Origin of the sequence: Streptomyces sedi, assembly GCF_006335015.1 — a bacterium.
GTDB classification, from domain to species: domain Bacteria; phylum Actinomycetota; class Actinomycetes; order Streptomycetales; family Streptomycetaceae; genus Streptomyces; species Streptomyces sedi.
Window position 1 is genome coordinate 226,508 of sequence record NZ_VDGT01000003.1, and the last position, 19,503, is coordinate 246,010.

Sequence of the window (19,503 nt, forward strand, 5' to 3'; positions counted from 1 at the left end):
ACCCGGACCACGGTGCCACCCCCCGTGCGAGACTCCAGGGCAGGACTCACAGGGGAGAGGCTTCGGTGTTCTGGTTCTTGATGGTCGCGATGGTGGTCGTGATCGCCGCGGTCACGCTCGCGGTGCTCAGCAGCGGCGACGGCTCCGGCGCGCCGGCGACGGGCGGGTTGCGTGACGCCGAGCCCGAGCGGTCGGCGGACCCGCTGCCGTTGGACCGCCCGCTGACGCCGGCCGACCTGATCCGGGTGCGCCTGCCGGTGGCGCCGCGCGGCTACCGGATGGTCGAGGTGGACGACGTGCTGGACCGTGTCGCCGCCGAACTCGCCGAGCGCGACGCGAGGATCGCCGACCTCGGGGCGATGCTGGAGAAGGCCAGGAGCGAGCGCCAGGAGGAGACCGGCGAACGCGACTGAGGCGCCCGCCGATCGGCGTCCGACCCGCCCGGCGGTGAAGGAATCGGATTCCCCGTTCGGACCTGCGGGATTCGGGAAGTGCCGGCCCTCGCGCGCCCGCTCCCTTCCTTCGTCTTCCGCGCACGCGGCCCCCGGAGGACCCGCCGAACCGCCCGTGACCCGCGCGTCCCGAGAACCTCCCCGAAGAACCCCGGTAACGCGGACAGTCCCCGAATTGAGTGGTTTTGCGTGTGTGCGTTGCCGAAGGGAGACCGGCCAATGTTGGTCACGGGACCCATTCATGCGGGATAATGAAGGCAAGCAATGTGTTCGACGCCGACGGCGCTCGCGTCATCGGCTGCGACGAGCTGGTTCAGGAAGGGGAACGAGCATGGCGGCCATGAAGCCGCGGACGGGCGATGGTCCGCTTGAGGTGACCAAGGAGGGGCGGGGCATCATCATGCGCGTTCCGCTCGAAGGCGGTGGCCGACTCGTTGTCGAGCTGACCCCTGACGAGGCGGTCGCACTCGACGAGGAGCTGAAGAAGGTGACCGGCTGACGTCGCCGCGTTCCGCGTTGACCACGGCGCCGCCCCGGAGCATGTCTCCGGGGCGGCGCCGTCCGCGTACCCGGGGTGCCGCCCAGGTCTAGACCCGGGCCGCGCACAACAGGCCGTCGCCGACCGGCAGCAGCGCGGGGGCCAGCTGGCGGCTCTCCCGCACCGCGCGCAGCAGTTCGCGCAGCCGGCGCACCTCGGTCGGCGCCGCCGCCGAGTCCACCGTCCGGCCGCCTGCGAAGACCCCGGCGAAGCAGACCAGCCCGCCGGGGCGCAGCAGCCGCAACGATTCTGCGAGGCACTCCAGGTACTCCAGCCGGTCGCCGTCGCAGAAGACCAGGTCGTAGCCGCCGTCGGTGAGGCGGGTCAGCACGTCCAGCGCGTGGCCGGGGATGATCCGGGTGCGGTTGGCGGCGAAGCCGGCCAGCCGGAACGCCTGCCGGGCGAACTGCTGCCGCTCTGGCTCGATGTCGACGGTGGTCAGCACCGCGTCGGCCCGCATCCCGGTCAGCAGGTGGAGGCCGGAGACGCCGGTGCCGGTGCCGATCTCCACCACGGCCCTGGCGCCGGAGACGGCGGCCAGCAGGCGCAACGCGTCACCCGTGCCGGGGGAGACGGCGCGCACTCCGGCCTCGCGCGCCCGCACGCGGGCCCAGGCCAGCGCCGTCCCCTCGGGACTCTCGGCGTCCGGTGCGCCGTACGCCTCGGCGAACGCCCAGCTCGTCAGCCGGTTGCCCGTAATGGCCCTCTCCTGTCCCCGTCTGTCACGCGCCTTGACTGTATCGACTTCGCGGGGGAACCGGATGCCCGGCGTGGACGTTGGTCACTGAGGCGCGGTGTTCCGAGGGATGTCGTGAGCCGTCAGAAATGCTTATCCGGAGCTAACGGGCGAGGTGGCTATGGTTGGGACTCCACTGGACACCACCAGAGCCGACAGGGGAGGTGCGGCCACGTCCACGGGCCGGGGGGTGCTCACACGCATCCGGCGGTCGTTCGGCGGGCCGAATTCCGTGACTGACAACGCTGACAGCGACCGAGCGCAGGCCACCACCGAGCCGGCCGACGGCACCACCGCCGCCGTGGCCACCTTCAGCGCGGGCGCCGACAGCCAGAGCTGGGCTCCTCCCAGCTGGGAGGAGATCGTCTCCACCCACAGCGCCCGGGTCTACCGCCTGGCATACCGTCTCACGGGCAACCAGCACGACGCGGAGGACCTCACCCAGGAGGTCTTCGTCCGGGTGTTCCGCTCCCTGTCGACCTACACCCCGGGCACCTTCGAGGGGTGGCTCCACCGGATCACCACCAACCTCTTCCTGGACTCCGTCCGCCGCAAGCAGCGCATCAGGTTCGACGCGCTCGGCGACGACGCGGCCGACCGGCTGCCCAGCCGGGAGCCCACCCCCCAGCAGCACTTCAACGACACCCACTTCGACGCGGACGTGCAGCAGGCGCTGGACACCCTGGCGCCCGACTTCCGTGCCGCCGTGGTGCTCTGCGACATCGAGGGCCTGAGCTACGAGGAGATCGCCACCACCCTGGGGGTGAAGCTCGGCACGGTCCGCAGCCGCATCCACCGCGGGCGTTCCCATCTGCGCAAGGCCCTGCGCCACCGCTCGCCCGAGGAGCGCGGTTCCCGCGCCGCCGTCCAGCCCGTCGAGCCGGCGCTCGCCGTCGCGTCCGGGGCCCCGGGATCAGTGGAAGGCGCGATGGAGTGACCTCGACCGCGGGAGCCGGCCCGGCAGACCGGCATCTGGGAGAGAGCCTCGCCGCCCTGGTGGACGGCGAGCTTTCGCATGACAGCAGGGACCGCGTCCTGGCCCACCTCGCCACCTGTGCCCACTGCAAGGCGGAGGTCGAGGCCCAGCGCGCCCTGAAGAACGCGTTCGCCGCCAGCCCGCCGCCCGCGCTCTCGGCGGGCCTGCTGGCCCGCCTGCAGAACGTCCCGGCCGACAGCGGACTGACCGCCGGCCCCGACCAGGCCCCGAGGCGCGAGGGCGGCCCGCCCTCCGCCGGCACCCCTCCCAAACGCGGCTTCCCCCTCGACCTGCTGCCCGGCGGTCGCGGGCGCGCCTCGACGCTGGAGCCGCCCTCGTTCGGCGGCTCGTCCGGGTTCCGCATACACGAGCCGATGGCCGCCCGGCTTCCCCGTGGCCATCGCCTCGCCTTCGCCGCCGCCGGCGCGGTCTCCCTGGCGGCCTTCGCCATCGGCGGCGCCGTCTCGGGAGTGGGGACCCCGGCGGGTGGCTCTTCCGGTTCCAGTACGGTCGCCGCCGGCACCTCGGTGGGTTCCGCCCCGCGCCCGATGGGCGCCAGGGACGAGGAGGCGCTGCGGCAGCCGGGCGTGGCCCGGGTGCTGCCCGTCGCCGACGTGGACGAGACGGCCCCGCCGCCCGCCGGGCGGTTCCCCCTGCTGGGGAGCAGCCTCCCCGCGCTCCACGGCCCGTCGCCGGTCCCGGAGGCCACGCCTCCCGCGACCGTCCCCGACCCGGTCATAGGCCCGCTCCGCCCGGAGCGGACCGGCCCCGGCGCCCTGGGCGCCGTGAGTCCGCGCTGAGTTCCACCGACGTACCTGGTTGAATGCAGCCCCGTAGACAGAGGGACGGCGCGGACACGATGGGGACGGCTGCCATGGACAAGGGGAACGGCGTCGAGCGGCGCGGCCCGGCCGCCGAGGGCCCGGACTCCTCCGGGCCGGGTACCGGCGCGAGCCGGGCGGCGGGCTCCGGCCCGTCCTCCCGCCTCGCTAAGCCCGCGCGGGACACGGAGCGGGAGACTCCGGCCGGCTCGGGCAGCGAGGACCCCTACAGCACCCCGCCCTACGGCCAGCCGGGCCCCTGGGCCCCGGCGCCGCCCGTGCAGCGCCCCGACCCCACGCCCCCGACCGGCACCCGGCTCCCGCCACCCGCCGACGGCGGCAGCCTGGGCGGCGGCGTCCCCCTGAGCCAGACCGCGCCCCCGGCCGACGGCGGCAGCCTCGGTGGTGGCATCCCCCCGGCGCAGGGCCCGCGCCGTTACGACCCCTGGGCGAGCCCGGAGCACGCCCCGCCGGTCGCGCTCCCGGCGACGGTCGGGGCGCCCCCGGCCGCGCCGCCCTCCCGCACCAGGCGGCTGGTGGCGGGCGCGGCCGTCATCGCCCTGCTCGCGGGTGTGGTCGGCGGGCTGGTCGGCGTCTGGCTGGAGCGCGAGGGCGCCTTCAGCGACGTGCGGCTGCCGCAGACGTCGAGCGGTTCCTCGGCCGCGCCCAGCGGCAGCATCGCCGGCATCGCCGACGCGCTGCTGCCCGGCGTGGTCACCCTGCACGCGCCGGGCGGTCAGTCCGGCACCGGCTTCGTTCTCGACGAGCGGGGCCACATCCTCACCAACGCCCACGTGGTCAGCGGCGGCGCCGGGCCGGGCACCCCGGTCGAGGTCACCTTCAGCAGCGGGGACACGGTCAGCGGCGAGGTCGTCGGCGCGCACGGCGGCTACGACCTCGCGGTGGTCAAGGTCTCCGGCGTCTCCGGGCTGACCCCGTTGGAGCTGGGCGACTCGGACGAGGTGCGGGTCGGCGACCCGGTGGTCGCCATCGGCTCCCCGTTCGGGCTGGCCGGCACGGTCACCTCCGGGATCATCAGCGCCACCGAGCGCCCCATCACCGCGGGCGGTGAGCAGGCGGACGGCTCCGACATCAGCTATGTGAACGCGCTCCAGACCGACGCCCCCATCAACCCGGGGAACTCGGGCGGTCCGCTCGCCGACGGCCAGGGCCGGGTGATCGGGGTGAACAGCGTGATCCGCTCCGTGGACAACGGCGGTCCCGAGGCGGGGAGCGTGGGGCTCGGCTTCGCGATCCCGGTCAACCAGGCCAAGGACGTCGCCGAGCAGCTGATCAACACCGGGCGGGCCACCCACCCGGTGATAGGGGTCACCCTGGACACCCGCTACACCGGTGAGGGCGCCCGGGTCGGCAGCTCGACCGACCAGTCGGCGGTCGTCGCCGGCGGTCCCGCGGAGGAGGCCGGCGTCAGGGACGGGGACGTGATCACCGCCGTCGACGGCGACCGGATCGCCGACGCCGACGAGTTGATCATCCGCATCCGCAGCCACCGCCCTGGCGACGAGCTGGCGCTGACCGTCGAGCGCGACGGCCGGGAGCTGTCGATCGCCGTGGAGCTGGCGGAGGCGCCCGACCAGTGACCCCCGGGTGACGCCCCGGCGGCGGCCCGGCGTCCACCGGGCGCTTTACCCGATACGGACGACGGGGGGTCTCCCTCCGTCGGTAGCACCGGGGTACCGTGGCCATCTACTCAAGTGCGTGAGGGAGCTGCCAGGTGTTCTTCGATATTGGGTCCCTTGAGTTCATCACGCTGATCATCCTGGCCATCATGGTCTTCGGGCCGGAGAAACTGCCGAGGATGATCCGCGAGGTGACGCAGTTCATCCGCAAGGTCCGCGACTTCTCCGACAACGCCAAGCAGGACATCCGCTCGGAGCTCGGCCCCGACTTCAAGGACTTCGAGTTCGAGGACCTCAACCCGAGGACGTTCGCCAAGAAGCACCTGCTGGACAACGAGGACCTGGGCCTGCGGGAGCTGGCCAACGACCTGGACGTCCGCAAGGAGCTGACCGAGGCCACCGACGCGGTCAACGGCAGGTCCACCCGGCCCGCGCGGAAGAAGCCCGACCTGGGCAAGCCCGGCACCGCCGCGCGCACCAACCTCACCAAACAGCGCACCGCCTCCACGGCGAAGTCCACCGGTGGCGGATCCGTGAGGCTCGGCAAGCCAGGCGACGCGGCCACGGGGGCCGCCTCCTCGGGCGCCTCGACCGGTTCCGGGGCCGCCGCCGAGCCTCCGCCGTTCGACATCGACGCCACCTGAGTGGATTCGGCCCCTTCGGGGCATATGCCGGCCTTTGGTTCCCGGGCCCGCCCGACACGGCGGAGACGGATGGCTATCCTCCCTATGTCCGGGGTGTGCCCAGGACGAGGGCAACGAGGAGGCCGTCGGCACATGGAGACGACAAGTCGAGCGGAGCCGCACGACACGAAAGGCGACCATCCCGGCAGGGGAGAGGTCCGGGGGGTGCCGGGCTCCCGCCCGGTGATGGAGGGGTATCTGGCGGCCGACTTCCCCTGGTACGGCCTGGACGACGCGTTCACCGGGCCGCGCTGGCTGACCCAGGTCGGCACCGGCGCCGACGGCTCCGTGGAGCACGGTTCCACCGGCCACGGCCAGGAGCCGACGCTACGCGCCGAGTTGGGACACGAGGACCAACGTTTCGCCACGGTCGTCACCGTCGCCGAGCGCCCCGTGCGCCGCAGCGCCGACGGCAACGGCCTGCTGGAGGCGACATCCCCCGCCTCGGCCGCCTGGCTGGCCGGCTCCGGGCTCCTGGCCTGCACCTGGCCCGCCTCCATGGAGCGGGCGCTGCGCCAGGACTGGCTGGAGCAGCAGACCAACATCGCCTGGGAACTGGCGGACGACCTCGGCGGCAACGGCTGGAGCGCGCTCTCCCTGCCGATCGACGGGGTGCCGACGCCGTTCCACTACCGCGAGTCCGAGTACGGCTGGGTGCTCGCCGGCGCCTCCCCGCAGGGGGCGCACATCGGCGCGTACGGGCGCGGGATGAGCGCCTACGGACTGGGCTTCGCCATCATCAAGGACATCGAGAGCTACTCGGTGCGCGGCTGAGCCCCCGCCCGCCGCGCACCACCGCCGTGCCCCGCGAGGCCGTCAGAACTTGCCGCGCGGGGTGATGCCGAGCGACATCCCGGCCAGCCCCCGCTGCCGGGCACCCAACGAGGACGCGATCGAGCGCAGCGCCGACCCGGCGGGCGAGTCCGGGTCGGAGAGCACCACCGGGCGGCCGTCGTCGCCGCCCTCCCGCAGCCGCACGTCGATCGGGATGCTGCCCAGCACCGGCACCTCGGCGCCGGTCGTCCTGGTCAGCCCCTCGGCCACCCGCTGGCCGCCGCCGGTGCCGAAGACGTCCACCATCTCGCCGCAGTGCGGGCAGGGCAGGCCCGCCATGTTCTCCACCACGCCGACGATCTTCTGGTGGGTCTGCACCGCGATCGAGCCGGCCCGCTCGGCCACCTCGGCCGCCGCCTGCTGGGGGGTGGTCACCACCAGGATCTCCGCGCCGGGAACCAGCTGAGCCACCGAGATGGCGATGTCCCCCGTGCCGGGCGGCAGGTCGAGCAGCAGCACGTCCAGGTCGCCCCAGTAGACGTCCGCCAGGAACTGCTGGAGCGCCCGGTGCAGCATCGGACCGCGCCAGACCACCGGGGCGTTGCCCGGGGTGAACATCCCGATGGAGATCACCTTCACGCCCTGCGCGCTGGGCGGCATGATCATGTTCTCCACCTGGGTGGGGGTGGCGTCCGTGCCCAGCATCCGCGGCACCGAGTGGCCGTAGATGTCGGCGTCGACCACGCCGACCTTCAGCCCGTCGGCGGCCATCGCCGCCGCCAGGTTCACCGTCACCGAGGACTTGCCGACGCCGCCCTTGCCCGAGGCCACCGCGTAGACCCGGGTCAGCGACCCCGGCTTGGCGAACGGCACCTCGCGCTCGGCCTGCCCGCCGCGCAGCGTCGTGGCCAGCTCCTTGCGCTGCTCGTCGCTCATCACGTCCAGCTCGACGGCGACCTCGCGCACCCCGGGAACGGCGGAGACCGCGGCGGTCACGTCCGCCGTGATGTTCTCCCGCATGGGACAGCCCTGGATCGTCAGATAGATCCCGACGGCGACCTTCCCGTCCGGCTCGACGGCGACCGACTTCACCATGCCGAGGTCGGTGATCGGACGGTGGATCTCCGGATCGTTCACCCGCCGCAGCGCGGCCCGCACGTCGTCCTCGGTGGGCAGGGTGCCGGTGGCGCCGGTCGCAGGGGGAATGTCGGTAGCCATGCCCCGATGGTACGGCGCCCCACCGTCATCGAGGGACCGCCCCGGACACCGGCGCCGTCGGGTTGCCGGTACGCTGCCGCCACCAGCGCTCCAACGGAGGAAAGGCACCCACCGTGACAGCTCGTGGCCCCGCATCGCGACGGGGTTGGCGTCGGCGCACGGCGGTCGCCGTGGCGGGAGCGACGCTGTGGTTCGGCACCGTCGCGTGCGGGTCGGACGAGCCGGCCGTGGAGACCAACGGGGTCGAGGAACTGCCGCCCGACGAGATCGAGGAACGCGCCCGCACCGCGGCCACCGAGGCGGCCACCGTGCGGCTCTCCGGCACCGTGGTCGCCGAGGGCAGCGCGTTCCGACTGGACATGCGGATCGGCCCCGAGGGCGGGGTCGGCGAGGTGTCCATGGAGGACACCACCTTCGAACTGCTGCGGGTCGGCGACGACATGTACATGCGCGCCGACGCCGCGTTCTGGGAGACCGAGGGCATCCCCGAGGAGCTGGAGAGCGACCCCACGCAGAAACTCGACGGCAAGTACGTGCTGGTCTCGCCCGACGACCCGGCCTACGCGCAGCTGAGCGGCTTCACCGAGAAGAACGCGCTGCTGGAGTCGCTGCTGGTCCTCGACGGCGAACGGACGACGGGCGAGGAGAGCGAGGTGGACGGGGTGCGGACCATCCAGCTCAACGCGGCCGAGGGCGACGGCGGCACCCTGGACGTCGCGCTGGAGGGCACCCCCTACCCGCTGCGGCTGCACCGCGGCGGCGACGCGGGCGACCTGCGACTGACCGACTGGGACCAGGAGTTCAGCCTCCACCCGCCGGCCGACGAGGAGGTCGTCGACTACGGCGACGAGGTGCTGCCCGAGGACGACTGACGCCCCCCGCGCCGCGTGCGACGCCGGGTCGGCAGCCCGCTGGGGGTGGCGACCCGGGTGCTCGCCGGGGTGGGCAACGGGGCGGCGGCGCCGCCGTCGTCCGGCATCGCGCCCGGACGCTGGAGCGGCTCACCCACCGGCGCCAGCCGCAGCACCGTGCACTCGGCGGCCCAACGGTCGGCGAGTGCGGCGGTGTCCGGCGCGTTCAGCCGCTTCCCGGCCAGCTCCGCGACGGCCGGTGCCCACGAGGGGTCCCCCCGCTCCGGCTCGGCGACCTCGGCCGCCCAGACGACGAGCCTGCCGCCCTTGTCCTTGCTGCGGCAACTGACGGTGGCCCGGCCACCGGGGACCAGGCCGAGCCCGTCCAACGGCTGCTCGCCGGCGCCGCCGACGAGCCACAGCGCGCCGTCGTGCCAGACGTGCCACAGGGGCCTGGCCGGCCCCTCAGGACCCCGCACCCAGACCAGCGCGGACTTCCGCGCGGCCTCCTCGATCAGGGCCCGGTCGAATCCGTGCTCCACCGCGGTTGTCGCCATGCGGCGAGCTTAGTGACGCGGCGGCGCCGCAGTCGACCACCCACCTTGCCGGTGGGGGATGGGTTGTCGTCTGCGGCCTGGCGTTGATGCACCGCGCAGTTCCCCGCGCCCCCGAGCCGCCCGCCGGCTGTGAAGGGGCGCGGGGAACTGCGCGGGTAACCGACCGCCGTGGTGCGGTCGACTGCTCACCTTGGCTGTCTGGCGCCGTTGTCGTCTGCGGCCTGGCGTTGATGCACCGCGCAGTTCCTCGCGCCCCTGGGCCGCCCACGGGCTGTGCAGGGGCGCGGGGAACTGCGCGGGTAACCGGCCACCGTGGTGCGGGCGACTACTCACCTGGCCGGTGGGGGATGGGTTGTCGTGCTGGCTGCCGTGGTGCGGTCGACTGCTCACCTTGGCTGTCCGGCGCCGTTGTCGTCTGCGGCCTGGCGTTGATGCACCGCGCAGTTCCTCGCGCCCCTGGGCCGCCCACGGGCTGTGCAGGGGCGCGGGGAACTGCGCGGGTAACCGACCGCCGTGGTGCGGGCGACTACTCACCTGGCCGGTGCGGGACGGTTGTCGAGTGACCACCGTGGTGCGGGCGACTACTCACCTGGCCGGTGCGGGACGGTTGTCGACTGACCACCGTGGTGCGGGCGACTATCCACCTGGCCGGTGGGGGACGGTCGTCGAGTGACCACCGTGGCGCGGGCTGTCACCGGGAACGGCCGGCAAGGCCCTACGCCGAGAGGCCCAGCGCGGCCATCCGCTTCGTGTGGGCCTCCGTGATGCGGGAGAACATGCGCCCGATCTCCGCGAGGTCGAAGCCGTCGGCGACGCCGCCCACCAGCATCGTGGAGAGCGCGTCGCGGTCGGCCACCACCCGTTGGGCCTGGGAGAGCGCCTCGCCCATCAGCCGGCGGGCCCACAGGGCGAGCCGCCCGCCGACCCGGGGCTCCGCCTCGATCGCCGCGCGCACCTTCTCGACCGCGAAGGAGGCGTGGCCGGAGTCGTCCAGCGCCCGCAGCACCAGGGCGCGGGTGTCGGAGTCCAGCCGGGAGGCCACCTCGCGGTAGAAGTCGGCCGCGATGGCATCGCCCACGTACGCCTTGACCAGGCCCTCCAGCCAGTCGGACGGCGCCGTCAGCCGGTGGAACTCGTCGAGGGGCGCGGCGAACGGGGCCATCGCCTCGGTCGGGTCCTCGTCGATCTGCCGCAGCCGCCCGGTCAGCTGCTCGAAGTGCTGGAACTCGGCCGACGCCATCCGCGCCAGCGCCGCCTTGTCGGAGATCCCCGGCGCCAGCTTGGCGTCCTCGGCCAGCCGCTCGAACGCCGCGAGCTCCCCGTAGGCCAGCGCGCCCAGCAGGTCGACGACGGCGGCGCGGTAGCGCGGGTCGGCCGAGGCCTCGGCCCAGTCGCTCGCGGCGATCCCCGTGGGCGCCGTCTCGGCGGCGGGTTCGGCTGCGGCTTCTTCGGCGGGGTTCTGCGGCGTCTCCATGGCCAAGCAGGATAGTCCCAGGGCACGCGCCTCACGTCCCCTCGGGCCCTCCAGGACCCGCGACGGAACGCACCCTGCCATGTGTGACCGGTTCCGGGGTACAGTGCTAAGAGGACTCGCCCAGGTGTGGTGGGTCTCGATTCCGAAGCTGGAGTCTCCTGGGCCCCCGAACGTGGAGCCCGGGTGGCCCTGCGGTGTCCGGTCGGTGGCCCGATCGGCTCCGAACGTGACCAGCCCTCACGCGGATCGTGCTCCCCGCACGGCCCGTGACCAGAGGGACCCGCTCGCGCGGTGCTTGCGCTTGAGCGAGACGACCGGGTCCCGCGCCGGCCGCTGCCGGCCCCCGAAGGGGCCGCCGAGCCATGGCGCGGTCCACAGACCCGCCTCGCCGCCGTGTGCCGCGTCACACAGAAGAGGCAACCACGCTGTCCGCTACCGCCACATTCCGAGATCTCGGGATTCTGCCCGAGACCGCCGAGGCCCTGGAGGCCGTCGGCATCACCACCCCGTTCCCCATCCAGGAGATGACGCTTCCGGTCGCGCTCGCCGGGACCGACGTCATCGGGCAGGCCAAGACCGGCACGGGTAAGACCCTCGGCTTCGGGCTGCCGCTGCTGGAGTCCGTCACCGTGGCCGCCGACGTCGAGGCCGGCCGCGCGAGCGCCGACCAGCTCAGCGAGGCGCCCCAGGCGCTGGTCGTCGTTCCCACCCGTGAGCTGTGCCAGCAGGTCACCAACGACCTCCTCACCGCGGGCAAGGCCCGCGACGTGCGGGTGCTGTCCATCTACGGCGGCCGTGCCTACGAGCCGCAGGTCGAGGCGTTGACCAAGGGAGTCGACGTGGTCGTCGGCACCCCGGGGCGTCTGCTGGACCTCGCGGGTCAGCGCAAGCTGCGTCTCTCCCAGGTGCGATGCCTGGTGCTGGACGAGGCCGACGAGATGCTGGACCTCGGCTTTCTGCCCGACGTGGAGAAGATCATCGAGCTGCTGCCGACCCGGCGGCAGACCATGCTCTTCTCGGCCACCATGCCGGGCCAGGTCATCGGGCTCGCCCGGCGCTACATGAACCAGCCCACGCACATCCGTGCCACCGCGCCGGACGACGAGGGCGCGACTGTGGCCAACACCGCTCAGCATGTCTACCGGGCCCACTCGATGGACAAGGCCGAGATGGTGGCCCGCATCCTCCAGGCGGAGGGCCGGGGCCTGGCCATGCTGTTCTGCCGCACCAAGCGCACCGCCGCCGACGTCGCCGACCAGCTCAGCCGCCGCGGCTTCGCCTCCGGCGCCGTCCACGGCGACCTGGGGCAGGGTGCGCGGGAGCAGGCGCTGCGGGCGTTCCGCAACGGCAAGGTCGACGTGCTGGTCTGCACGGATGTCGCCGCCCGCGGCATCGACGTGGACGGCGTCACGCACGTGATCAACTACCAGACGCCCGAGGACGAGAAGACCTATCTGCACCGGATCGGCCGCACCGGCCGGGCCGGCGCCGCAGGTATCGCCGTCACGCTGGTGGACTGGGACGACATCCCGCGCTGGCAGCTGATCAACAAGGCGCTGGGCCTGGCGTTCCACGAGCCGCCGGAGACGTACTCCACCTCGCCGCACCTCTTCGCCGAGATGCGCATCCCCGAGGGCACCAAGGGCACCCTGCCGCGCGCCGAGCGCACCAGGGCCGGCCTGGCGGCCGAGGAGGTCGAGGACCTCGGCGGGCCGCAGGCCAGGCGGGGCGGCGGGCGCCGAGGCGCCGCCGGCGCCGTCACGGCCGAGCCGAAGCGCCCCGCGCGGCCCAAGCGGCAGCGCAGGCGCACCCGGGCCGGCGAGCCCGTCGCCGAGCAGGCCGAGCGGGCCGCCAAGCCCGCGAAGGCCGACCAGGAGGCCCCCCAGGCGGCGGCCGAGGCCGACGGCACCGCGCCCCGCGCGCCGCGCCGCCGCCGGCGCCGCACCCGGGGCGGCAGCGCCGCCGGGGCGACCCCGGCGACCGGCGACTGAGTCGCCGGTCCGGCCGTCCGCCGTGTCGGGGCGTGCCCGTGTCAGAAGACGGGCTCGCCCTCCCGGGTCAGCCGCCAGTCCGCGCCGGCGAAGACCGAGGGATCGATCTCGCCGGTGGACTCGACCCACGCGATGAGCGTGTTGCGGATCTCCTCGGAGTCCGCCCACAGCTGCTCGGTCTCCGGGACGCCGGGGAAGTTCCCGCCGCCCGAGGCCCGGTAGTTGTTCACGGCGAGCACCAGCTCGGCGTCGTCGGCCAACGGCTCCCCGCCCAGCCGCAGCTCGCTGATCCGGGAGCCGGCGGGCTGGGCGATGTCCACGTCGTAGGTCACCCCGTACACCACGTCGTAGTTGTAGTCGGGGATGCCGTCCGCGTTGGTCAGCGCCTCGGGGTCGACCGGGTCGCCCGGCGCCGTCCGCACGTAGTAGCGGGCGGAGAACTCCAGGTACTCCCGCAGCTGCGCTCCGGTGACCAGCCGCGCCTCCAGGGTGTTCTCGAAGACGTAGAGCCCGGCCACGTCGCGGATGGTGACCTCGCCGGCGGGGATGGCCGCCGTGCGGGAGAAGCAGGCGGCCTGGGAGAGCACCGGCAGCTCCGCGTACTCGCCGCCGGCGAGCGCCGCCCGCACGGTCTCGGCCTGCACGTGGTTGACGAAGTCGATGATCGGCACGTCCCGCCACGCCGCCTCGGCGGCGCTCATGGCCTCGGTCGCGGTGCCGATCACCTGGTTCACGTAGTCGACGACCCGCGCGTGCTGCTCGGCCAGCAGCGTGGTGATCTCCTCGTCCTCCTCGACGGTGTTGCTGTTGAGCACGGAGGAGTTGACGCCGTCGACCCGCCAGCCGCCGCGCCACCTGCTGAGCGCGATGTCGAAGACGGTCAGCCGCTGGCCCCACTTCAGCGGCTCGGCCAGCACCACCTCGCGGCCGGTCGCCTCGTTGACCACCCGGCGTTCGGCGATCTCCTCGTGCGCGTGGCCGACCAGGATCGCGTCGATGCCGGGGACCTGCTCGGCGACCAGGGTGGCCGCGTTCTCGACGTGCGGCAGCTGGTCGCCGTAGGAGGACTCGCCGCTGGTGCCGGAGTGGGCGGAGACCAGCACCACGTCGGCGCCGAGGGAACGCAGCCGGGGCACCCAGTGCGCGGCCTGCTCGACGAGCCCGGGGAAGAGCATCTTCCCCTCGACGTGCGCCCGGTCCCAGATGGCGATCCCGGGGTTGGTCAGGCCGAGCACGGCCACCTTCACGTCGGGCCCTTGCGGCGTGCGCACCCGGGTCATCCAGTAGGGAGGGAACGCGGGCCGCTCGGTCGCCGCGTCCAGCGCGTTGGCGGCCAGCAGCGGGAAGTCGCACTGCTCCTCGAAGGCGCGCAGCAGCGGAATGCCGTAGTTGAACTCGTGGTTGCCCAGGGCCGCCGCGTCGTAGCCGACGGCGTTCATGGCGAGCGCCATGGGGTGCACCGTGCCGCTGTCGCCGGTGATCGGGTCGACCTTGGCGTAGTAGTAGGCGAGTTGGGTGCCCTGGATGGTGTCGCCCGCGTCGACCAGCAGGGTGCGTTCCGGGCCGCGCTCGGCGCGCAGCCGCTTGACGAGGGTGGAGATCTTGGCGAGCCCGACGTCGTTGCCGTCGTCGTCGGTGTACTCGTCGTCGGTGAAGTAGTCCCAGTTGTGGACGTGTCCGTGCAGGTCGGTGGTGCCGAGCACGGTGAGCTCGAAACGGTGGGGGTGGCGGCGGCCGGCGTCGGCGGGCGCCTGGGCGGCGGCGGTCGCGGGCGCCGCGGCGAGCCCGCCGGCGAGGGCGACCCCGGCGCCGGTGGCGGCGGTGCGGCCGACGAAGGTTCTGCGGTCTAGGGACATCCGGCTGGCTCCTCGGTGGTCTTGCCTGACGCGCGTAGATTCTGGCGTGTTCGGCCGTCGCGCGACACCCCCGTGGCGTCACCCTCGGGTGACGGTCGCGTTTCGGGTCGCGGCCACGCCGGGCCGGGCCGTCGGGCGGCGGGGCGGGGGCGGTTACTGTTCCGGCATGAGCAGACCGCCGTTTCTGGTGCCGCCCGCCGGGGTGCGGGCCTACTCGTTGGCCACTCGCAGGGGCGGGTTCGCGGTGCTGGAAGCCGCGCCCGAGGGGGCTCCGCCGCTGGGCACCGCGCTGTTGGTGCCCGGTTTCACCGGCAGCAAGGAGGACTTCATCGCGCTGCTGGAGCCGTTGGCCGCCGCCGGGTTCCGGGTGGTGTCGGTCGACGGGCGCGGGCAGCACGAGTCCGTGGGCGACCGGGAGCGGCGCACCTACGGGCTGGGCGCGCTGGCGGAGGATGTGCTGGCGCAGGCCGCCGAGTTGGGCGAGGGGCCCGTGCATCTGCTGGGGCACTCGCTGGGCGGGCTGATCAGCAGGGGCGCGGTGCTGCGGGCCGCCGCCGGCGGGCGCGAGCCGTTCGCCTCGCTGACGCTGCTCGCGTCGGGCGCCGGCCGGGTCACGCGCGGACAGCGCTGGCGGGCGCGCGCGGTGACCGCGGGGCTGCCGACGCTGGGGCAGCGGCGGCTGTGGTGGTGGGTCCAACCGAAGGCGGACACCAGCGAGTTGTGGAACTTCCAGCGCCGCCGCTGGATGGCCAACTCGCCGGCGCAACTCCGCGGCACCGCGAGGACGTTGTGCTACGAGCCGGACCGGGTCGACGCGCTGGCGGCGACCGGGGTGCCGGTGCACGTGATCTCCGGCGAACGGGACGCGGCCTGGCCGGTGCCCGAACTGGACGAGATGGCCCGCAGGTTGGGCGCCCACCGCACGGTGGTCGAGGGCGCCGAGCACTCGCCCAACGCCGACCGCCCGGGTGAGACGGCGGCGGCGCTGGCCGCGTTCTGGGCCGGGCTGCCCGAACGCTCCTGACCGGGCGCTACGCCGCCGGGGCGCCGATCATCTTCGCGCCGGTGGCGCGCGCGATCAGGGCCTCGAACTGCTCGGGCGCCGTGGTGTTGAGCCCGAGCGGGCAGGGCTTGCGGGCGCCGTGGTAGTCGCTGGAGCCGGTGGCCACCATGCCGAAGTCGCCCGCGATGCCGCGCAGCCGGTCGCGGGTCGCCGCGTCGTGGTCGAAGTGGTCGACCTCCACGCCGTCGAGCCCCGCCTCGGCGAGCCGCACGATCGCGCTCTCCGGCACGCACCGCCCGCGCTTGAGCGCCAGCGGGTGCGCGAAGACCGCGACGCCGCCGGCCCGGTGGATCATCCGCACGGCCTCGAACGCGTCCAGCTCGTGCTTGCCGACGTGCGCCCGCCCGCCGTCGCCGATCCACTCGGCGGTGAACGCGTCGGAGATGGTCTCCACGACCCCGGCCTCGACCATCGCGGCGGCGATGTGCGGCCGGCCGACCGTTCCCTCGGCCAACTCACGGACCCGCTCCCAGCTGACGGGCGCGCCCAGCTCGCGCAGCCGGCGCGTGATCTCCCGCGCGCGCGGGACGCGGTCGTCGCGCAACAGCTCGCGCTCCCGCGCGAGTTCGGGCTCCTCGGGGTCGAAGAGATAGCCGAGCATGTGGAGGCTGACGCCCTCCAACCGGCAGGAGAACTCGGTGCCCGGCACCAGCGTCAGCCCCCGGGGCAGCGCGGCGGCGGCCTCCACGTGGCCGGAGACCGTGTCGTGGTCGGTCAACGCGACGACGTCGAGGCCCGTTGCCGCGGCGTTGCGCACCAGCTCGGCGGGGGAGTCGGTGCCGTCGGAAGCGGTCGAGTGGGTGTGCAGGTCGATGCGCACGACGCCCAGCCTACCGGCGCCCGCGGCCGATCACTCCAGCAGCCGTGAGGAGAGCCTTCCGCACGGCACCAGGGCCAGCTCGGAGCCGGCCTCCCGCAGGTCGGCCAGGACCAGCTCCTCGTGGAGCAGCAGCCCCGACTGCTCGGGCCAGACCACCGCCCACAGCCAGATGCCCGACGCCTCCCCCGCGAAGACCGCGCGGTCGGAGGGCGCGCCCTCGACCAGCCACAGCGGCGTGGGCCGCCCGGCCGCGATCACCTTGACCCGGGGAGGCTCGTCCACCGAGAGCCCGGGGCCGGGATCGGGCCCCGGCAGGCCGGCGTACCGCGCGCCGAGCCCGACGCCCGTCTCCTCGGCCACGAACAGCATCTCGCCGGGGCCGCCGAGCGGACCGGGGCCCGAGCAGGCCAGGGCCGTGGCCCGCCCGCCCCCGGCGTCGTCGCCCGCGCCGACCACCCCGGTGAAGAGCCAGCCGACCGGCAGCGGCCAGGGCATCCAGAGTGGCACCGAGGAACGGTCGGCCACCGCCGTGAGCGCGCCGACGCTCGGCGGCACCACGGGGCGCAGCGGGTGGACGGCGCCGTGCGCGGGGCACTGCCAGGAGTCGGCGAAGAGTCCGGGGGCCCGTACCCGGGCACCGCATCTCGGGCAGCTCGGTTCACCCCTCATGGGCATCAACAGTCGCCCCGCCGTGAGCCGGCGTCAAGCTTGTTCACCCCTGGAGGGAAACCGCCGAACGGGTGGGACTGGTGAGGTCTGTTCCGGCGCTCGCCCAACGCTCCGCGAGCGCCGGCGCACCCCTGGCGCGTTTCCACGCCGCCTCCGCCGGCGTCATCGGCAGCAACGGCAGAAAACGCACCGGGGAGAGCGGCTCCGGCAGCTCCAGGTCGGGAACGGGATCGCCCCCCTCGCCGACCAGCACCGCCCGGAACGCGGCCCCCGGCCACAGCGGCTCGCCCAGCTCCAGCGAACCGCCGGGCGCCACCACCAGGCCCTCCACCTGAGGGGTGGCGGCGAACGTCGCGAGCGGGCGCAGCACCTGGTCGACCGGCGCGAGACCGGCGCGCAACGTCAGCAACAGCTCGGCGCGCGGCCCGCGTTCGGGATCGGCGACCGCCGCCGTCGGGTCGGCCATGGGCGCGGCCGACATGCCGAGCGTGGCGTAGCACACGAGGCCCTGGCCGGGCGGGCGGCTCGTGGCGGGCGGGGTGCCCTGGTCGGGCGGGGGGCCCTGCCCGGGGAGGGGGAAGCGGAGTACCTCGATCCGTTCGGTGCCGAGAAAGGTGACCGAGGCCCGCGCGTCGGGCTCACCGAACGTGTCGCGCAGCCGCTCGGCCACCAGGTCGAGCACGGGAACGTGACGGGGGGCGTGCATGGCGTTTGTTCACTCCACGGGTGGGCGGCGCGGGTGCCGACACGACGAGGGCGGCGGCCGGGGTCTCCCGGCCGCCGCCCTCGTTGGTCCTGGTACGTCAGGCGGGGGTGAAGCCGACCCGACGCGGGGTCTGCCGGCCGATCTCCACGTAGGCCAGCCGGTCGCCGGGAACGACGACCTTGCGGCCCTGAACGTCGACCAGGGTGAGCAGCTTGCCGCTGCCGGAGAGCGCGGCGGCGACGGCGCTCTCTACCTCCTCGGCAGACTGTCCGCTGTCAAGAACGATCTCGCGCGGCGTGTGCTGTACGCCGATCTTGATCTCCACGGCTTGTCCCTCCGCTGGTCATCCACGTGCGCGATGGTCCGCGCCGTTCTGCTGACACAGGTTAACCGCGCCGGCCACGGGGCCGTGCCCGATCGGCCACGCCCGTAGCGAACAGCGCCTTGCCGGCGGGGGCGGGTTGTCGTCCTCGCCCCGGCGTTGGGTTGCTCGCGCAGTTCCCCGCGCCCCTTCACCGGCGGTGGGCGCGGTGCGTTTGTGGCGGGGGTTGGTCGACTACTGACCTTGCCGGTCGGGGCGGGTTGTCGTCCTCGCCCCGGCGTTGGGTTGCTCGCGCAGTTCCCCGCGCCCCTTCACCGGCGGTGGGCGGCTTGGGGGCGCGGGGAACTGCGCGAATGCTGGGTGGCGGGGGTTGGTCGACTACGGAGCTTCGTGGCGGGGTGGGTTGTCGGGTGCGCCCCGGTGGCGGGTTGCTCGCGCAGTTCCCCGCGCCCCTGGGGTGGGTTGGCGTGGTCGGTCGGGTGCGGGTTCACGCGCGGCCGGTGACGGCCTGCTTGGGGGCGCGGGGAACTGCGCGAATGCTGGGTGGCGGGGGTGAGACGACCACGGTGCCGTACCGGCCAGGTGGGTGGTCGTCCGCGCCCCGCCGGCAAGGCGCTAGTGCTGGATGGGGAACCCCGCGATGCCCCGCCACGCCAGGGACGCGATCAGTCCGTGCGCGACCTCACGCGGCACCTTCTGGCCGCTGCTCAGCCAGTGGCGCGCCGTGACCTGGGCCATCCCGCACAGGCTCACCGCGAGCAGCATCGACTGCTCGGGCGCCAGGTCGGTGTCCTCCGCGATCACCGCGCTGACCAGCTTCGCGCAGTCGTAGGAGACCTGGTCGACCCGCTCCCGCACGGTCGGCTCGTTGGTCAGGTCCGACTCGAAGACCAGCCGGAACGCGCCGCCCTCGTGCTCGACGAACGCGAAGTAGGCGTCCATGGTCGCCGCGACCCGCAGCTTGTTGTCCTGGGTCGAGGCGAGCGCCTGCCGCACCGCGCCCAGCAGCGCCTCGCAGTGCTGGTCGAGCAGGGCCAGATACAGCTCAAGCTTGCCGGGAAAGTGCTGGTAGAGCACCGGCTTGCTGACGCCGGCGCGCTCGGCGATGTCGTCCATGGCCGCCGCGTGGTAGCCCTGGGCGACGAAGACCTCCTGCGCCGCGCCCAGCAGCTGGTTCCGCCGGGCCCGCCGCGGCAGGCGGGTGCCGCGCGGCCGGGCCTCGGTCTGCTCAGTGGCTGTCACGCCGCCTCCCGGACTGCTCTCGTCGCGCTCTGGGCGCCGTTCGTGTGGTTCTCCGTGCTGTCATCGTACGTTCGAGCCGTCGCTGTGCGTGCATCGTGGGGCCAGGATTTCACT

Annotated in this window: 19 protein-coding genes and 1 pseudogene; 10 read left to right on the forward strand and 10 right to left on the reverse strand. The window is 73.9% G+C overall.

The window, feature by feature from the left end; genetic code table 11:
• Window positions 1–65 precede the first annotated feature (65 nt).
• Together FH715_RS05735 and FH715_RS05740 are read left to right on the forward strand one after the other, a co-directional pair.
• On the forward strand, window positions 66–413 hold the full coding sequence (locus FH715_RS05735) for a DivIVA domain-containing protein (RefSeq protein WP_139641361.1): 348 nt from the start codon (window positions 66–68) through the stop codon (window positions 411–413).
• Window positions 414–783: 370 nt separating this feature from the next.
• On the forward strand, window positions 784–951 hold the full coding sequence (locus tag FH715_RS05740) for a DUF3117 domain-containing protein (RefSeq protein WP_019434894.1): 168 nt from the start codon (window positions 784–786) through the stop codon (window positions 949–951).
• 88 nt (window positions 952–1,039) lie between these two features.
• On the opposite strand, the gene FH715_RS05745 is transcribed toward FH715_RS05740, so the two are convergent.
• The gene (locus FH715_RS05745; RefSeq protein ID WP_139641363.1) at window positions 1,040–1,753 is read right to left on the reverse strand and encodes an O-methyltransferase; all 714 of its coding nucleotides are present in this window, start codon (window positions 1,751–1,753) and stop codon (window positions 1,040–1,042) included.
• 94 nt (window positions 1,754–1,847) lie between these two features.
• On the opposite strand from FH715_RS05745, the gene sigE reads away from it, so the two are divergent.
• From sigE to FH715_RS05770, 5 genes are all read left to right on the forward strand, one after another.
• Complete coding sequence (gene sigE, locus FH715_RS05750) at window positions 1,848–2,663, forward strand: RNA polymerase sigma factor SigE (RefSeq protein ID WP_139641365.1); 816 nt, start codon at window positions 1,848–1,850, stop codon at window positions 2,661–2,663.
• On the forward strand, window positions 2,660–3,502 hold the full coding sequence (locus FH715_RS05755; protein ID WP_139641366.1) for an anti-sigma factor family protein: 843 nt from the start codon (window positions 2,660–2,662) through the stop codon (window positions 3,500–3,502). The genes sigE and FH715_RS05755 overlap by 4 nt, the downstream gene beginning before the upstream one ends.
• A gap of 74 nt (window positions 3,503–3,576) precedes the next feature.
• Window positions 3,577–5,124, forward strand: coding sequence for a S1C family serine protease (locus tag FH715_RS05760; RefSeq protein WP_246108581.1), 1,548 nt, complete (start codon window positions 3,577–3,579; stop codon window positions 5,122–5,124).
• Between the two features lie 134 nt (window positions 5,125–5,258).
• Window positions 5,259–5,807, forward strand: a complete 549-nt coding sequence (locus FH715_RS05765) for a sec-independent translocase (protein ID WP_139641370.1) — start codon at window positions 5,259–5,261, stop codon at window positions 5,805–5,807.
• A 132-nt stretch (window positions 5,808–5,939) separates the two neighbouring features.
• Window positions 5,940–6,620 carry a hypothetical protein gene (locus FH715_RS05770; protein ID WP_425472683.1) on the forward strand — a complete coding sequence of 227 codons (681 nt, stop codon included), beginning with the start codon at window positions 5,940–5,942 and terminating at the stop codon, window positions 6,618–6,620.
• 42 nt (window positions 6,621–6,662) lie between these two features.
• Here the strand turns inward: FH715_RS05770 and FH715_RS05775 are convergent, their stop codons facing one another.
• Complete coding sequence (locus FH715_RS05775) at window positions 6,663–7,838, reverse strand: Mrp/NBP35 family ATP-binding protein (RefSeq protein WP_139641373.1); 1,176 nt, start codon at window positions 7,836–7,838, stop codon at window positions 6,663–6,665.
• A 170-nt stretch (window positions 7,839–8,008) separates the two neighbouring features.
• Here FH715_RS05775 and FH715_RS05780 point away from each other — a divergent pair, with 170 nt between their 5' ends.
• A complete protein-coding gene (locus FH715_RS05780; protein WP_211367459.1) occupies window positions 8,009–8,710 on the forward strand; it encodes a hypothetical protein in 702 nt (233 codons plus the stop codon).
• Here FH715_RS05780 and FH715_RS05785 read toward each other — a convergent pair.
• Both FH715_RS05785 and FH715_RS05790 read right to left on the reverse strand, forming a co-directional pair.
• Window positions 8,677–9,246: a hypothetical protein gene (locus tag FH715_RS05785; RefSeq protein WP_139641377.1), complete on the reverse strand. Its 570-nt coding sequence runs from the start codon at window positions 9,244–9,246 to the stop codon at window positions 8,677–8,679. The two genes, FH715_RS05780 and FH715_RS05785, sit on opposite strands and share 34 nt — an antisense overlap.
• A 715-nt stretch (window positions 9,247–9,961) precedes the next feature.
• Window positions 9,962–10,720 (reverse strand): ferritin-like fold-containing protein, encoded by a 759-nt coding sequence (locus FH715_RS05790; protein ID WP_139641379.1) that lies wholly within the window; start codon window positions 10,718–10,720, stop codon window positions 9,962–9,964.
• 301 nt (window positions 10,721–11,021) lie between these two features.
• Between FH715_RS05790 and FH715_RS05795 the strand changes: the two are divergent.
• Window positions 11,022–12,711 (forward strand): annotated as a pseudogene (locus FH715_RS05795) (DEAD/DEAH box helicase).
• A gap of 41 nt (window positions 12,712–12,752) precedes the next feature.
• Here FH715_RS05795 and FH715_RS05800 read toward each other — a convergent pair.
• Window positions 12,753–14,567: a bifunctional metallophosphatase/5'-nucleotidase gene (locus FH715_RS05800; RefSeq protein ID WP_139641383.1), complete on the reverse strand. Its 1,815-nt coding sequence runs from the start codon at window positions 14,565–14,567 to the stop codon at window positions 12,753–12,755.
• Window positions 14,568–14,733: 166 nt separating this feature from the next.
• Between FH715_RS05800 and FH715_RS05805 the strand changes: the two genes are divergently transcribed.
• Window positions 14,734–15,591 carry an alpha/beta fold hydrolase gene (locus tag FH715_RS05805; RefSeq protein WP_139641385.1) on the forward strand — a complete coding sequence of 286 codons (858 nt, stop codon included), beginning with the start codon at window positions 14,734–14,736 and terminating at the stop codon, window positions 15,589–15,591.
• 7 nt (window positions 15,592–15,598) lie between these two features.
• Here FH715_RS05805 and FH715_RS05810 read toward each other — a convergent pair whose 3' ends face one another.
• The 5 genes from FH715_RS05810 to FH715_RS05830 all read right to left on the reverse strand — a co-directional run bounded on the left by FH715_RS05810 (window position 15,599) and on the right by FH715_RS05830 (window position 19,389).
• A complete protein-coding gene (locus FH715_RS05810) occupies window positions 15,599–16,450 on the reverse strand; it encodes a PHP domain-containing protein (RefSeq protein ID WP_139641386.1) in 852 nt (283 codons plus the stop codon).
• A 30-nt stretch (window positions 16,451–16,480) separates the two neighbouring features.
• On the reverse strand, window positions 16,481–17,119 hold the full coding sequence (locus FH715_RS05815; protein WP_139641388.1) for a DUF6758 family protein: 639 nt from the start codon (window positions 17,117–17,119) through the stop codon (window positions 16,481–16,483).
• Between the two features lie 43 nt (window positions 17,120–17,162).
• A complete protein-coding gene (locus tag FH715_RS05820; RefSeq protein WP_139641391.1) occupies window positions 17,163–17,825 on the reverse strand; it encodes a suppressor of fused domain protein in 663 nt (220 codons plus the stop codon).
• Between the two features lie 97 nt (window positions 17,826–17,922).
• The gene (locus FH715_RS05825) at window positions 17,923–18,150 is read right to left on the reverse strand and encodes a DUF3107 domain-containing protein (protein ID WP_139641393.1); all 228 of its coding nucleotides are present in this window, start codon (window positions 18,148–18,150) and stop codon (window positions 17,923–17,925) included.
• Between the two features lie 612 nt (window positions 18,151–18,762).
• On the reverse strand, window positions 18,763–19,389 hold the full coding sequence (locus FH715_RS05830; RefSeq protein WP_139641395.1) for a TetR/AcrR family transcriptional regulator: 627 nt from the start codon (window positions 19,387–19,389) through the stop codon (window positions 18,763–18,765).
• Window positions 19,390–19,503: the final 114 nt, after the last annotated feature.